This is a genomic window from Streptomyces sp. AC512_CC834, from assembly GCF_019049325.1.
GTDB lineage: Bacteria > Actinomycetota > Actinomycetes > Streptomycetales > Streptomycetaceae > Streptomyces.
Window position 1 is genome coordinate 54,902 of sequence record NZ_JAGMUO010000038.1, and the last position, 14,393, is coordinate 69,294.

General features: G+C 70.8%; 12 protein-coding genes and 3 tRNA genes. 7 read left to right on the top strand and 8 right to left on the bottom strand.

Annotated elements, in window-relative coordinates:
• Positions 1–142: 142 nt before the first annotated feature.
• The 3 genes from KUM40_RS16395 (at position 143) to KUM40_RS16405 (ending at position 5,003) form a co-directional block, all read left to right on the top strand.
• Positions 143–1,408: an FAD-dependent oxidoreductase gene (locus KUM40_RS16395; RefSeq protein ID WP_217166713.1), complete on the top strand. Its 1,266-nt coding sequence runs from the start codon at positions 143–145 to the stop codon at positions 1,406–1,408.
• Positions 1,409–1,437: 29 nt separating this feature from the next.
• Entirely contained in the window at positions 1,438–3,372 is a 1,935-nt protein-coding gene (gene dnaG, locus KUM40_RS16400; RefSeq protein WP_217166714.1) for a DNA primase, read from the top strand.
• Positions 3,373–3,851: 479 nt separating this feature from the next.
• On the top strand, positions 3,852–5,003 hold the full coding sequence (locus KUM40_RS16405; protein WP_374227387.1) for an RNA polymerase sigma factor: 1,152 nt from the start codon (positions 3,852–3,854) through the stop codon (positions 5,001–5,003).
• A gap of 280 nt (positions 5,004–5,283) precedes the next feature.
• Here the strand turns inward: KUM40_RS16405 and KUM40_RS16410 are convergent, their stop codons facing one another.
• The 4 genes from KUM40_RS16410 to KUM40_RS16425 form a co-directional block, all read right to left on the bottom strand.
• On the bottom strand, positions 5,284–7,212 hold the full coding sequence (locus tag KUM40_RS16410) for an ABC transporter ATP-binding protein (protein WP_217166715.1): 1,929 nt from the start codon (positions 7,210–7,212) through the stop codon (positions 5,284–5,286).
• The gene (locus KUM40_RS16415; protein WP_217166716.1) at positions 7,212–8,945 is read right to left on the bottom strand and encodes an ABC transporter ATP-binding protein; all 1,734 of its coding nucleotides are present in this window, start codon (positions 8,943–8,945) and stop codon (positions 7,212–7,214) included. Before KUM40_RS16415 ends, KUM40_RS16410 begins: the two co-directional genes overlap by 1 nt.
• Positions 8,946–9,087: 142 nt before the next feature.
• A complete protein-coding gene (locus KUM40_RS16420) occupies positions 9,088–10,542 on the bottom strand; it encodes an FGGY-family carbohydrate kinase (protein ID WP_217166717.1) in 1,455 nt (484 codons plus the stop codon).
• Positions 10,543–10,616: 74 nt separating this feature from the next.
• Positions 10,617–10,922, bottom strand: a complete 306-nt coding sequence (locus tag KUM40_RS16425; RefSeq protein WP_217166718.1) for a YtxH domain-containing protein — start codon at positions 10,920–10,922, stop codon at positions 10,617–10,619.
• Positions 10,923–11,071: 149 nt separating this feature from the next.
• Here KUM40_RS16425 and KUM40_RS16430 point away from each other — a divergent pair.
• From KUM40_RS16430 to KUM40_RS16440, 3 genes are all read left to right on the top strand, one after another.
• Positions 11,072–11,144: transfer RNA gene (locus KUM40_RS16430), tRNA-Asn, on the top strand.
• Positions 11,145–11,149: 5 nt separating this feature from the next.
• Positions 11,150–11,222: transfer RNA gene (locus tag KUM40_RS16435), tRNA-Asn, on the top strand.
• A 178-nt stretch (positions 11,223–11,400) separates the two neighbouring features.
• Positions 11,401–11,474: transfer RNA gene (locus KUM40_RS16440), tRNA-Ile, on the top strand.
• A gap of 188 nt (positions 11,475–11,662) precedes the next feature.
• Here the strand turns inward: KUM40_RS16440 and KUM40_RS16445 are convergent.
• The 4 genes from KUM40_RS16445 to KUM40_RS16460 all read right to left on the bottom strand — a co-directional run bounded on the left by KUM40_RS16445 (position 11,663) and on the right by KUM40_RS16460 (position 13,637).
• Positions 11,663–12,316 carry a bifunctional 2-polyprenyl-6-hydroxyphenol methylase/3-demethylubiquinol 3-O-methyltransferase UbiG gene (locus KUM40_RS16445; RefSeq protein WP_217166719.1) on the bottom strand — a complete coding sequence of 218 codons (654 nt, stop codon included), beginning with the start codon at positions 12,314–12,316 and terminating at the stop codon, positions 11,663–11,665.
• 72 nt (positions 12,317–12,388) lie between these two features.
• Positions 12,389–12,889: a hypothetical protein gene (locus tag KUM40_RS16450; RefSeq protein ID WP_217166720.1), complete on the bottom strand. Its 501-nt coding sequence runs from the start codon at positions 12,887–12,889 to the stop codon at positions 12,389–12,391.
• A gap of 86 nt (positions 12,890–12,975) precedes the next feature.
• Entirely contained in the window at positions 12,976–13,293 is a 318-nt protein-coding gene (locus KUM40_RS16455) for a hypothetical protein (RefSeq protein WP_217166721.1), read from the bottom strand.
• Positions 13,290–13,637 (bottom strand): DUF6415 family natural product biosynthesis protein, encoded by a 348-nt coding sequence (locus KUM40_RS16460; protein WP_217166722.1) that lies wholly within the window; start codon positions 13,635–13,637, stop codon positions 13,290–13,292. The genes KUM40_RS16455 and KUM40_RS16460 overlap by 4 nt, the downstream gene beginning before the upstream one ends.
• Positions 13,638–13,807: 170 nt before the next feature.
• Between KUM40_RS16460 and KUM40_RS16465 the strand changes: the two genes are divergently transcribed.
• Positions 13,808–14,308, top strand: coding sequence for a hypothetical protein (locus tag KUM40_RS16465; protein WP_254395198.1), 501 nt, complete (start codon positions 13,808–13,810; stop codon positions 14,306–14,308).
• The last annotated feature ends 85 nt before the right edge of the window (positions 14,309–14,393 follow it).

Consider the following 14,393-nt stretch of genomic DNA (forward strand, 5'->3'; position numbering starts at 1 on the left):
ACGCGGCACTCACGCGCCGAAACGCGGCACTCGGGCGCCGAAACGCGGCAGTCCATGGCCTGATCGGGTCACTCCCCCTTCCCGCACCACGCCACGTGCGGGACGCTCGCATGTGGCGGCACCCTGACGAGGAGGCAAACAAGTGGTCGACGCGGATCAGACAATCGTCATCGTCGGAGGCGGCCTGGCGGGCGCGAAGGCGGCCGAGACACTCCGCACGGAGGGGTTCAGCGGCCGGGTGATCCTCATCTGCGACGAACGCGACCACCCCTACGAGCGCCCGCCGCTGTCCAAGGGCTACCTCCTCGGCAAGGAGGAGCGCGACAGCGTCTTCGTGCACGAGCCCGCCTGGTACGCGCGGCACGACATCGAGCTGCACCTCGGCCAGACCGTCGTCGCGATCGACCGCGTCGCCAAGACCGTCCACTACGGCGACGACGGCACCCACGTCAGGTACGACAAGCTGCTCGTCGCGACCGGCGCCGAACCCCGCCGCCTCGACGTCCCGGGCACCGACCTCGCCGGCGTCCACCACCTGCGCCGCCTCGCCCACGCCGAACGCCTCAAGGGCGTCCTCGCCTCCCTCGGCCGGGACAACGGCCACCTCGTGATCGCCGGCGCCGGCTGGATCGGCCTGGAGGTCGCGGCGGCGGCGCGTGAGTACGGGGCGGAGGTCACCGTCATCGAGCCGGGACCGACCCCGCTGCACGGCGTCCTCGGCCCCGAGCTGGGCGCGGTCTTCGCCGAGCTGCACGAGGCGCACGGCGTCCGCTTCCGCTTCGGGGTGCGGCTGACCGAGATCGTGGGCCAGGACGGCATGGTCCTTGCCGCCCGTACCGACGACGGCGAGGAGCACCCCGCGCACGACGTGCTCGCCGCGATCGGCGCCGCCCCGCGCACCTCGCTCGCCCAGGCCGCCGGGCTGGAGATCGCCGACCGCGACCGGGGCGGCGGCATCGTCGTCGACGCGCACCTGCGCACCTCGGACCCCGACGTCTACGCCGCAGGCGACGTGGCCTCCTTCCACCACGCCCTCTTCGACACCAGCCTGCGCGTGGAGCACTGGGCCAACGCCCTGAACGGCGGCCCGGCCGCGGCCCGCGCGATGCTCGGCAAGGGCCCCGCCCACGACCGCGTGCCCTACTTCTTCACCGACCAGTACGACCTGGGCATGGAGTACTCCGGCTGGGCGCCGGCGGGATCGTACGACCAGGTGGTGGTCCGCGGGGACGCGGCGAAGCGGGAGTTCATCGCCTTCTGGGTGAAGGAGGGCCGGGTGCTGGCCGGGATGAACGTCAACGTGTGGGACGTCACGGAGCCGATCCAGCAACTGATCCGCTCGAAGTCCCAGGTGGACACGGAGGCGCTGGCCAACCCGCACGTATCGCTGGAAAGCCTCGTCGCATAGTTGTCAGTCCGCCCCCGTAGACTTCACGCGTGGCAGGACGGATCAACGACGAGGACGTGAAGGCGGTACGGGACGCGGTCCCGATCGACGCCGTCGTCTCGGAGTACCTCCAGCTACGAGGCGCGGGCGGCGGCAACCTGAAGGGGCTGTGCCCGTTCCACGACGAGAAGTCGCCGTCCTTCCAGGTCAGTCCGAGCAAGGGGTTCTTCCACTGCTTCGGCTGCCAGGAGGGCGGCGACACCATCACGTTCGTGATGAAGATCGACCACCTCACCTTCTCGGAGGCGGTCGAGCGCCTGGCCGGCCAGGCCGGCATCACCCTGCGCTACGAGGAGGGCGGGTACAACCCGTCCCACCAGCGCGGCGAGCGCATCCGCCTGGTCGAGGCCCACAAGATCGCCGCCCAGTGGTACGCGGAGCAACTGGCGACCGGCCCCGAGGCCGACACCGGCCGCGCCTTCCTCGCCGACCGCGGTTTCGACCAGGCCGCCGCCGAGCACTTCTCCGTCGGCTACAGCCCCCAGGGCTGGGACCACCTCACCCGCTTCCTGCGCGGCAAGGGCTTCAGCGACAAGGAGCTGCTCCTTTCCGGGCTCGCCCAGGAGGGCCGCCGCGGTCCCATCGACCGGTTCCGGGGCCGGCTGATGTGGCCCATCCGCGACATCGGCGGCGACGTCGTCGGCTTCGGCGCCCGCAAGCTCTACGAGTCGGACAACGGCCCGAAGTACCTGAACACCCCCGACACGGCGATCTACAAGAAGTCCCAGGTCCTGTACGGCATCGACCTCGCGAAGAAGGACATCGCGAAGGTGTCCCGCGCCGTGGTCGTCGAGGGCTACACGGACGTCATGGCCTGCCACCTGGCCGGCGTCACCACGGCCATCGCCACCTGCGGCACGGCCTTCGGCGGCGACCACATCAAGATCCTCCGTCGCCTCCTCATGGACAACGGCTCGGCCCGCGTGATCTTCACCTTCGACGGCGACGCGGCCGGCCAGAAGGCGGCCCTGCGCGCCTTCGAGGACGACCAGAAGTTCGCCGCCGAGACCTACATCGCCATCGCGCCCGACGGCATGGACCCCTGCGACCTGCGCCTGGCCAAGGGCGACGACGCGGTCGCCGACCTGGTCGAGCCCCGCACCCCGCTCTTCGAGTTCGCGCTGCGCCAGATCGTCGGCCGGTACGACCTGGACACCCCGGCCGGCCGCGCGGCGGCCCTGGACGAGGCCGCCCCGGTCGTCGCCCGGATCAAGAACAGCGGGGCGCAGCACGAGGTGGCCGTGCAGCTCGCCGGCATGCTGGGCATCCTCGACACCCAGTTCGTGGTCAAGCGGATCGGCCAGCTCGCCCGCTGGGCCCGCGACCGCGGCGGCAAGGGCCCCGCCCCCGACCGGCAGCAGCGCGGCAGCGGCGGCGCCCCGCAGCAGTACGCCACGCAGGCCGGTCCGGGCCCCCGGGGCGGCCCGGCGCTCAACCTCCGCAACCCGGTCTTCGCCACCGAGCGCGAGCTGCTCAAGCTCGCCCTCCAGCGCCCCGAGCTGGTCTCCCCGGCCTTCGACGCGTACGGAGCGGACGAGTTCACCGCCCCGCCCTACACCGCCGTACGCGAGGCGATCCTGGAGGCCGGCGGCGCCGAGCTGGGCGTCCAGGACCCGCAGGACTACCTGGTCCGGGTCCGGGACGCCGCCCCCGACGACGCCGTCCGCGCCATGGTCACCGAACTCGCGGTCGAGGCGATCATGCTGCACCGGGGCGTGAAGGACGTCGACGAGGTCTACGCGGGCGCCCAACTGGTCACCGTCCGCCGCCGCGCCGTCGAGCGCCACATCCGGGACATCACCGGCCGCCTCACCCGCCTCTCCGGCCACGGCGACCCCGCCGAACTGGCCGCCGTGCAGAACGAGCTGTGGGTGCTCCAGCAGTACGACCAGACCCTGCGCGAACACGGCGCCGCCGCCCTTTAGAGGTCCTCCAGAGAACCTCTGGGGGACCTCTGGAGGACTCGAAAGGCACCTTCCGGTAACCCGTCGGTCACGGCCCGGACGCAAAAAGTCACCGCACGCCCCTCGTGGCGGCGATGTGTCGTACCCCACACTGGGGGCGGTGCTCTGGGGCCCGTCCGGCCGTCTCCGCCTGCCCCGTGGGGTCCGGCACGCGCGCTCGCCGCGTTGCCGAAGCGCCCGAGTGGCTCCGGCCACGAGGATGCTCCGGTGCCTTGCGAGCGCACGCACCGGACCTCGCGGGGCCCGCCCTTCGGGCGGACGACGGAGCCGGCCGGTCAGGCCCCGGCCCTCGGAGCGCGGCCGATCCGCAGCGGCGGATTGCTGGTCCCCCGGCCGTGTTCCACGCGTACCGGACGGAGGACCGCGGCGAGCGAGCCGACTCCGCCCCGAAGTACCGCCGCCGGCCCCCGCCGGCCGCGTCCATCCTGGAGGTCGCCCCCGTGCAGACCCAGACCCTCACCCAGACCGACACCAGTACCGGCGGCGCGGAGCCGGACGCGGAGCGCGGCGTCCTCGTCGCGATGCCCGCGCAGCCTGGTGCGATGCCGGCCGTGCACCACCCCGGCGACCCCACCGACCCCACCGGTCCCACCGGTCCCACCGACCTCACCCACCCCACCGACCCCGTGGGCGCCCCCGAGTCCGCCGAACCGCCGCCACCCACCCGCACGGAGTCCGGCGGGCCCTCCTCCGACCTGTTCCGGCAGTACCTGCGCGAGATCGGCCGGATCCCGCTGCTCACCGCGGCCGAGGAGGTCGACCTCGCCCGGCGCGTGGAGGCGGGCCTGTTCGCCGAGGAGAAGCTGCGCCGCACCCCCGACCTGGACAGCCGTCTCGCCCTCGATCTCGACCGGCTCGTCGTCCTGGGGCGCCTCGCCAAGCGGCGGCTGATCGAGGCGAACCTGCGGCTCGTGGTGTCGGTGGCCAAGCGCTACGTAGGGCGCGGGCTGACCATGCTCGACCTGGTCCAGGAGGGGAACCTGGGGCTGATCCGGGCCGTGGAGAAGTTCGACTACGCCCGGGGCTACAAGTTCTCCACCTACGCCACCTGGTGGATCCGCCAGGCCATGTCCCGCGCGCTGGCCGACCAGGCCCGCACCATCCGGGTCCCCGTCCACGTCGTGGACCTGATCAACCGGGTCGTGCGCGTCCAGCGCCGCATGCTCCAGGAACGCGGCTACGAACCGACCCCGCAGGAGGTCGCCGCCCACCTGGACCTGCCCCCCGAGCGGGTCGGCGAGGTGCTGCGCCTGGCCCAGGAGCCGGTCTCGCTGCACGCCCCGGTCGGCGAGGAGGACGACGTCGCCTTCGGTGACCTGATCGAGGACGGCGACGCCGCCAGCCCCGTCGAGTCGGCCGCGTTCCTGCTGCTGCGCCAGCACCTGGACGCGGTGCTCTCCACCCTCGGCGAACGCGAACGCAAGGTCGTCCAGCTCCGCTACGGCCTGGTCGACGGCCGCCCCCGCACGCTGGAGGAGATAGGCCGCATCTTCGGCGTGACCCGGGAACGCATCCGCCAGATCGAGTCCAAGACACTCAACAAACTCCGCGACCACGCCTACGCGGACCAGCTCAGGGGCTACCTGGAGTAGACGCCGGGTGCCGCCCGCCGCACAGCGGCACCCCGACGCCCCGCCCTCCAGGGCGGCCCTAGGCCTGTCCGGCGGATCATGCCGCAGACGCGGGGTCTGGCACGCACATCTGCGGCGTTGTCGTCGGTTGCCGACTCCCCCACTCTCGGCTTCGCTCGAGCGGGGGGACCCCCATCGCGTCGCCGCCCTCCTCCGCCTTGCATCTGCACGCACCAGACCCCGCTCACCGGCGCCGATGAGGCGCCGTGACTTTCCTGCGACCTGATCCGCCGGACAGGCCCTAGTCCACCTCGGCCACGGCCTGCGCGAACTGCGCCTTGTACAGCCGTGCGTAGGCGCCGTCGGCCGCGAGCAGCTCCGAGTGCGCCCCCTGCTCCACGATCGCCCCGTCCTCCATCACCAGGATCGTGTCCGCGTCCCGGATCGTCGACAGCCGGTGCGCGATCACGAACGACGTCCGCCCGTGCGCCAGCTTCGCCATCGCCTTCTGGATGAGCACCTCGGTCCGGGTGTCCACGGACGACGTCGCCTCGTCGAGCACCAGGATCACCGGGTCGGACAGGAACGCCCGCGCGATGGTGATGAGCTGCTTCTCGCCCGCGCTCACCCCCGTGCCCTCGTCGTCGATCACCGTGTCGTAGCCGTCGGGCAGCGTCCGTACGAACCGGTCGGCGTGCGCGGCCCGCGAGGCCTCCTCGATCTCCCCGCGGGTGACCTTCCGGGACGCCCCGTACGCGATGTTCTCCGCGATGGTGCCGCCGAACAGCCAGGTGTCCTGGAGCACCATGCCGATTCCGGCCCGCAGCTCGTCCCGGGACATCTTCGCTATGTCGACGCCGTCCAGGGTGATCCGGCCGCCGGAGACCTCGTAGAACCGCATCAACAGGTTGACCAGGGTCGTCTTGCCCGCGCCCGTCGGACCGACGATCGCGACCGTGTGACCCGGCTCCACCTTCAGCGACAGGTCCTCGATCAGCGGCTTCTGCGGGTCGTAGCGGAACGACACGTGCTCCAGCTCCACCCGCCCGAGCAGATCCTCCGGCCGGGCGCCCGGGATCGGGTCCGCCGACTGCTCCTCGGCGTCCAGGAGCTCGAAGATCCGCTCCGCCGACGCGACACCCGACTGCACCAGGTTCGCCATCGACGCGACCTGCGTCAGCGGCATCGAGAACTGCCGGGAGTACTGGATGAAGGCCTGCACGTCACCGATGGACAGCGTGCCGGAGGCCACCCGCAGGCCGCCCACCACGGCGACGAGCACGTAGTTCAGGTTGGACACGAACATCATCAGCGGCTGCATGATCCCGCTGTTGAACTGCGCCTTGAACCCGGCCTCGTACAGGGCGTCGTTCTGCTCGGCGAACTGCTGCGCCGACTCCTCCTGCCGCCCGAACACCTTCACCAGCGCGTGCCCGGTGTACATCTCCTCGATGTGCGCGTTCAGCGTCCCCGTCGAGCGCCACTGCTGCACGAACTGCGGCTGCGACCGCTTGCCCACGCGGGTGGCCACCACGAACGACAGCGGCACGGTCACCAGGGCGACCAGCGCCAGGATCCAGGAGACGTAGAACATCATGGCCAGCACACCGATGATGGTGAGCAGCGAGTTGATGAGCTGGCCCATCGACTGCTGGAGCGTCTGCCCCATGTTGTCGATGTCGTTGGTCGCCCGGGACAGCACCTCGCCGCGCTGGCGCTTGTCGAAGTACGACAGCGGCAGCCGGGACAGCTTCGTCTGCACGTCCTCGCGCAGCCGGAACATCGTCCGGTTGACCGCCCGGTTCACCAACCGCGTGGCCACCGCCATGAGCAGTCCGGCCACCGCGAACGTGGCCAGCGCCAGCAGCAGCACCTCGCCGACGGCGCCGAAGTCGATGCCCTGGCCCGGGGTGAAGTCCGTGCTGCGGAGCATGTCGGCGACATTGCCGTCGCCCTGCTCCCGCATGGAGTCCAGGACCTGCTCCTTCGTGGCCCCGGACGGCATGTCCCGCCCGACGATGCCCGCGAAGATCAGGTCGGTGGCCCGGCCGAGGATCTTCGGCCCGACCACGTTGAGCCCGACGCTGACGACCAGGCAGCCCAGCAGCGTGAACAGGGTCGCCCGCTCCGGCCGGAACCGGGACAGGAGCCGTTTGGCCGACCCCTTGAAGTCCATCGAACGCTGGTCGGGTCCCGCCCCGGCCATCATGCGCCCCGCAGGCCCCGCCATCAGGCAGCCTCCGCTTCCGTCAGTTGGGAGAGCACGATCTCCCGGTAGGTCACGTTGTCCGTCATCAGCTCGTGGTGCCGGCCCACGCCGACCACCCGCCCCTCGTCCAGCACGATGATCCGGTCCGCGTCCCGGATGGTCGCCACCCGCTGGGCGACGATCACCACGGTCGCCTCGGCGGTCTCCCGGCCCAGCTCGGCCCGCAGCGCCGCGTCGGTGGCGTAGTCGAGAGCGGAGAAGGAGTCGTCGAAGAGGTAGATCTCCGGGCGCTGCACCAGCGTCCGGGCGATGGCGAGCCGCTGCCGCTGACCGCCCGACACGTTCGTGCCACCCTGCGAGATCGGCGCGTCGAGCCCGCCCTCCAGCTCGGAGACGAAGTCCTTGGCCTGCGCCACCTTCAGCGCGTGCCACAGCTCCTCGTCCGTGGCGTCCGGATTGCCGTAGCGCAGATTGGTCGCGACGGTGCCCGCGAAGAGATACGGCTTCTGCGGCACCAGGCTCACGACCTTGGCCAGCGTCTTCGGGTCCACGGTCCGCACGTCCACCCCGTCGACCAGGACCTGGCCGTCGGTGGCGTCGAAGAGCCGCGGGACCAGCCCCAGCAGGGTCGACTTGCCGCTGCCGGTCGAGCCGATGACGGCGGTCGTCTCGCCCGGCTCGGCCACCAGTTCGATGTTCCTGATCACCGGCTCCTCGGCCCCGGGATAGCGGAAGCCCGCCCCCCGGATCTCCAGGTGCCCGTGCCGGCGCAGCCGCGTGACCGGCGCCACCGGGGGCACCACGCTGCTCTCGGTCTCCAGGACCTCCTGGATGCGCTCGGCGCACACCTCCGCGCGCGGCACCATCATGAACATGAAGGTGGCCATCATCACGGACATGACGATCTGCATCAGATAGGCGAGGAACGCGGTCAGATCGCCGATCTGCATCCCGCCGCTGTCGATCCGGTGGGCGCCGAACCACACCACCGCGATCGACGACAGGTTCACCACCGTCATGACCACCGGGAACATCAGCGCCAGCAGATTGCCGGTGCCCAGCGCCACCTCGGTGAGGTCGGCGTTGGCCTTCCGGAAGCGCTGCTGCTCGTACTCGTCGCGCACGAAGGCGCGGATGACGCGGTTGCCGGTGATCTGCTCGCGCAGCACCCGGTTCACCGTGTCGAGACGCACCTGCATGGCCCGGAACAGCGGGCGCAGCTTCCGCACGATCAGCGTGACGCAGATGGCCAGCACCGGCACGACCCCGACCAGCACGCCGGACAGCGGCACGTCCAGGCCGAGGGCCATCACGATGCCGCCCACGCACATGATCGGCGCCGACACCATCAGCGTGAACGTCATCAGGGCCAGCATCTGGACCTGCTGCACGTCGTTGGTGGTCCGGGTGATCAGCGAGGGCGCGCCGAAGTGGCCGAGCTCGCGCGCCGAGAAGGACTGCACCCGGTCGAAGACGGCACCCCGCACGTCCCGGCCGAGGGCGGCCGCGGTGCGCGCACCGTAGTAGACGGCCCCGATGTTGCACACCACCTGGGCCAGCGAGATGCCGATCATCAGGGCGCCGTAGCTCAGGATGTAGCCCGAGTCACCCTTGACGACACCTTCGTCGATGATGTGCGCGTTCAGGGTCGGCAGGTAGAGGGAGGCGCAGGTCTGCAGGAACTGCAGCGCCACCAGCAGGGCGATGGGTTTCTTGTAGGGCCTGAGATAGGCCCGCAGGAGTCGTATGAGCACACTGGGTCTCTCGGAGTCGGCGACGAGGGGCGGGGCTGGTTGCCCCTGGCCCCTATCGTCGAACACTCCACCCGCGTTACCTCAACCGATTAACCCAAGAGCGCGGCAAATTCCGGCCTACGAGGGGTACAGGCCCCCCGCGTCACACGCGCAGCGCGCCCGGATGCGTCTGCTCACGCACCGACACGAACTGCTGGCGCACCGCCTGCCCCACCGCCAGCTCCTCGCCCGGCTCCAGCACCTGCGCGACCGCGCCCTGCCAGACCGGGGGAGTGCGCGGGTCCAGGGTGCCCTGGGAGGCGCCGAGCGCCCAGGCCGCCTGCCGGGCCGAGCCGATCGCCGCGTAGTCCGCCGACTGCGGTACGACGACCTGCGTCCCGAACAGCGCGGGCGCCGCCGCCTGCACCGCCGGCAGCTCGGCCGCCGCGCCCAGCAGGAACACCCGCCGCACGTCCACGCCCCGGCCGCGCAGCACGTCGAGGGCGTCGGCGAGACCGCACAACATGCCCTCGAACGCGGCCCGCGCCAGATGCTCCGGCCGCATCGACTCGCGCCGCAGACCGGCCAGCGTGCCGGCGGTGTGCGGCAGGTTCGGCGTGCGCTCGCCCTCCAGGTAGGGCAGGAACACCAGCCCGTGCGAGCCGGGCGTCGACTTCATCGCCAGCTCGGACAGGCTCTCCAGGTCCGGCGTCCCGAGCAGTTCGGCGGCGCCGCGCAGGGTCCGTACGGCGTTCAGGGTGGTGACGACGGGCAGGTGCATGCCGGTGGCGTCGGCCAGCGAGGTGATCATGCCGTACTGGTCGACCAGCGCCTCGGGATGCACGGCCATCACGGACCCGGACGCGCCCAGCGACACCACCGCGTCCCCGAGCCCGATCCCGAGCCCGAAGGCGGCGGCCTGCGTCTCACCGGTCCCGGCGGAGATCAGCAGCCCCTCCGGCGTCGTACCGGCCGCGTCGGCCGGGCCGATCACCTCCGGCAGCATCACCTGGTGCCCGAGCGCCAACTCGACCAGATCCGGCCGGTAACCGCCGGTCGCCGCAGACCAGTAGCCGGTGCCGGACGCACCGCCCCGGTCGGTGGTCCGCCTGGCCGGCCGCCCGAGCAACTGCCACACCAGCCAGTCGTGGGCCTGGAGGAGTACGGCGGTCCGCGCGGCGGCCTCGGGTTCGCTCCGGACCAGCCAGCGCAGCTTGGTCACCGGCTGCGCGGCCTGCGGCACCGAACCCACGGCCCGCGCCCACGCCTCACGCCCGCCGAGGGCGTCGATCAGGTCGGCCGCGGCCACCTGGGAGCGCTTGTCGCCGCCCACCATGGCCGGGCGCACGGTGTTGCCCTGCGCGTCCAGCGGCACGACCGAATTGGGCTGCGCCGACACGCCGATGGCCTGCACGCCCTCGAGCAGCCCACCGCCGGCCGCCTCCCCGAGGGAGAGCAGCCAGGCCTGTGGATCGACGTCTGCGGGCCGGCCCCCGCCCTCGGGGCTCTCCAGCGGGTGCGGTGCGTAGCCCTGGCGCAGCACGGCACCCGTGTCCGAATCGCAGACGACGATACGAGTGAAATCGGGCGAACTGTCCAACCCGGCGACTATCCCCATACCTGAAATTCTGCCGCACCGGGAGCGCTGTGGCGTACCCGGTGGGGGCACGAGACCCGGCAGGAGCGCCGGTCTCAGGTGTTGCTGGTGCCCCAGTCGTCCGGGCCGCTGCCGTTCGTGCCGCGTTCCCGCAGCGAGCGGACCCGGTGGGCCACCGAGTCGGGCATCCGGTCACCGACCTTGTCGCTCACCACGTGGTACGCCTTGTCGGCGAAGTGCCTGCCCTGCTGGGCGGCCGACTCGGCGGTGTTGCGCACGGCCGGGTTCTGCGAGACCTGCCGTGCGGACTTCCGCAACTGCTCGTATCGCTCGCGCCCGGCCTTGGTCCCGAGCACGTAACCCACCGCTAGTCCGACGACGAACGTGAGCCGGTAACGCATGGCGGCCACCCTTCCCTTCACTGGCTCCGGGGTGCTGGAGACTACCGATTGGCGGAGCACCCCCCTACTTGCGCTAATGTATGTGTCGCAGCGAGCGCGCGCCCCCTGGCGAATACCCAGGCAGACGCGTTCGATGCGACACGAGACTTTCCTCGGTAGCTCAATTGGCAGAGCAGCCGGCTGTTAACCGGCAGGTTACTGGTTCGAGTCCAGTCCGGGGAGCTCGGTCCTCCGTAGCTCAATTGGCAGAGCAGCCGGCTGTTAACCGGCAGGTCACTGGTTCGAGTCCAGTCGGGGGAGCATGGTGAACGAGGACCCCTTGGGGGGTCCTTTTTCATGCCCGGGAACCGCGCGGCACGCTGCGGAGTCCTCAAGGTCATGAAGGCAGCCGTGGTGGCCGACCATCCGAGGCAGGAGATCGTATGAGCGGCTATGCTGCGGCAGACGGCGCACACAACGTACGCGACACGCCGTTGTCGGGGCGGTAGCTCAGCCGGTTAGAGCAGCGGACTCATAATCCGTCGGCCGTGGGTTCGAGTCCCACCCGCCCCACTCACGTGCCTCGCTGCAGGAACGTTCTCGCCTGTGCCGGGGTCCGAAACCCGGTTGGGGCGAGCATCCTTCGGCCGTCGCAGAGATCGCTAGCTGGCCCGCTGCTGGCCCGAGTGGCGGACGATCAACACGTGAAGCGGCCCCGGACGGCGACGGGGAACGCCATCCGGGGTCGCGTCCAGGGGCGGTCAGGCCTGGGCTCGCACCACCAGCGTGCCGATGTGCCCCGGCTCCGGGGCGTCAACGATCCACGACTCCGCTGTGTTGAAGCCCGCGCGGAGCAGGTGCCGCTCCCACACCGCGGGCTTGTAGCTGTACCGGTAGGTGAACATCGCCTTCCCGGCGAAGCCGCCCTTGTACATGCCCTGCGGACCGTAGGCGCCCGGGATGGCCGGCGGCTGGGAGAAGACGAACACGCCGCCCGGGGCCAGGCGCTCGCGGGCGAGGGGGAAGAGACGGGACGGGTCGGTGAACCAGGCCGCGCCGAAGATGGAGTACACCGCGTCGTACCGGCCGGTGTCGGTGGTCAGCCAGTCGAGGACCTCTGCCTGCTCGATCCGGACCCCGAGCGGCGCCCACCTCTCACCCGCCAGCCGGACCATGCGCGGGGACAGGTCCACGCCGGTCGCCTTCACGCCCTGCTGGGCGAGGTGGGCGAGGGCGCGGCCGGTGCCGCAGCCGATCTCCAGTACGGACTCCGGCGAGTTCAGCAGTTCGGCCCCGGGCCCGTGGCCGGCGTACTGCGTCCAGTGGAATGAGGGTTCCGCTTCGGCGTCGAAGGCGCTCTTGGCGAAGGCGTCCCAGAGTTCGGTCTCGGCGGGGATGTCGTGCGGTACGGGCACAGCGGTTCTCCTGGTCGTGGGGAGGCCCCTGCCCTCAGGGTGGTGTGAGGGCAGGGGCCGACTGTAGCGGCGTCAGTGGCTGTCGGGGACCTTGTCGTCGCACGGCGAGCATTCCGCGCCGTCGATGGCCCACAGCTCCTCGTCGATGCCCCAGCCCTGTGCCTTGAGGAAGTCGCCGGTGCGCAGGCACAGGCCGTCGCTGCGGCGTTCGATGAACGGGGCGTGGTGCTTGAAGCGGCCGCCGTTGTACAGGCGGCAGATGCCCCACCAGACCGGGGTGTCGAGGATGAGCTGGTGGACGCCGATGTCGACGAGCTTGCCGACGCCGAGGTGTACGTCCGGGTTCTCGATGGAGCCCATGACGTACATGACGGCGTTGCCGAGGATCCGTTCGGCCATGTCCCGGACCATGGTGTGGTCGCGCAGGAGCAGGGCGATCTCGCGCTCCCACAGGCTCATGCCGGAGTCGAAGATGTTGACGGTGAGTTCCGTGATGTGCGGGGCGACCGCGTTGAGGAGTTCCTGCGGGTCTCTGGTGCGGGTGGCTGCGGTGAGGTCTAACGCGACAGTCACGGTGTCCTCCTGTTGTGGACGTCGCCTCCGGTTGGAGGCGTGGTCCCCGCCCTCTGGTAGAGGGCGGGAGTCTGGGGGCTGCTCGCCTACAGCAGTCGCGCTGCAACGGCCGGCAGGAACAGGCCGCGGGCGCGGTGCTCCGCCCACAGCTTCTCGACGGGGGCGTCGGCGCGGCGGGCGTAGGTCTCGCACAGCGGGCAGCCATCGGCATGCGGCTCGGGGACCTCGGCCGGGTGCTCGTCCACCAGGTGGCGACTGAGGGTGAGCTGCAGGCGGGCCACGTGGTCGCGGCCGGGGTCGGCTTCGTCCGCCGTGTACGCCGGCGCCAACAGCCACAGCAGCTCTGCGCATCCCTCGCACGCCCACATGAACGGCGGCGGCACGGGCCACCCGGTGAGACTCACGACGCGCAGCCCAGTGCCTGGCAGTGGTCGGCGAGCGCGCGAACGGAGCGGGCGAGTTTCGTGGTGAGGGACATCTGTTGCTCGAACGTCTCGCCGGACGGCAGGCGGAGCCGCATCCGTGCCTCGCCGATGCACGCCAGTGCGCAGGCCCGGGGCACGTCGTCTTTCGAGAGGCGCCCGGCCGCGGTCTCCACCTCGGGGACGGCCACGTGGATCATCCCGGACAGCATCAGGAACAGCTTCTCCAGCTCCTCGGGGGCTGGTCTGTCGGCGTCGGGGGCGAGCAGCAGGCTGGCTGTCTCGCGCATCGTCTTGAGGTCCACCGGGGCGGTAGCGTGCGGCACGTCGGCACTCCTTGGGTGTCGGCCACGCCCCGGGGCCGTTCACGCGACCGCCGGGGTCCTTGCTGCCCTCACGCTCACGCCTCGGACGAGCCATTCCAACTGCGTTCAGGGGCCGTTCGGGACCGATTGGGAATACCGTGTGAAGCGTGCCGAACGTCCCAGGGGTACCGATGAACGAACCACTTTGCCGGGCAATGGCTCAAGCCCGGATCAGCGACAGTCAGTTGGCCGAGCGGTGTGGCGTCGACACCAAGACGGTCAGCCGGTGGATCACGCAGACGGGACGTGTGCCACACGCCAGACACCGATGGGCCGTCAGCGAAGCCCTCGGGGAGGACGAATCGGTGCTGTGGCCAGCGGCAACAAAGAAGCTCGTCAAGGCGGGACCAGACCGCGAAGTCGCGGAGGTCTTCCCCTACCGGTCGGCGTGCCCGGCCTCACTGTGGCGATCGCTGATCACCAAAGCCGAGCGAGAGCTGACGTTCGCCGGGTACACCAATTACTTCCTGTGGCTTGAGCAGGCCCGGTTCGGGGCGGCGCTGCGGCGCAAGACGTCGGCCGGGTGTCGCGTCCGATTCCTGGTCGGTGACCCGGAAAGCGAACTCACCAGGGCGCGGGAACGAGAGGAAGACGTCGCCCTGGCGCTGTCCACGCGCATCCGGGAGCAATAGTCAAGAGTTGTGGATGGGTTGGATTTGCAGCTCAGTTGTTGCCCGGCTGCGCGAGGTTCGTTCTGGCGGCGTTGCGGATCCGCTT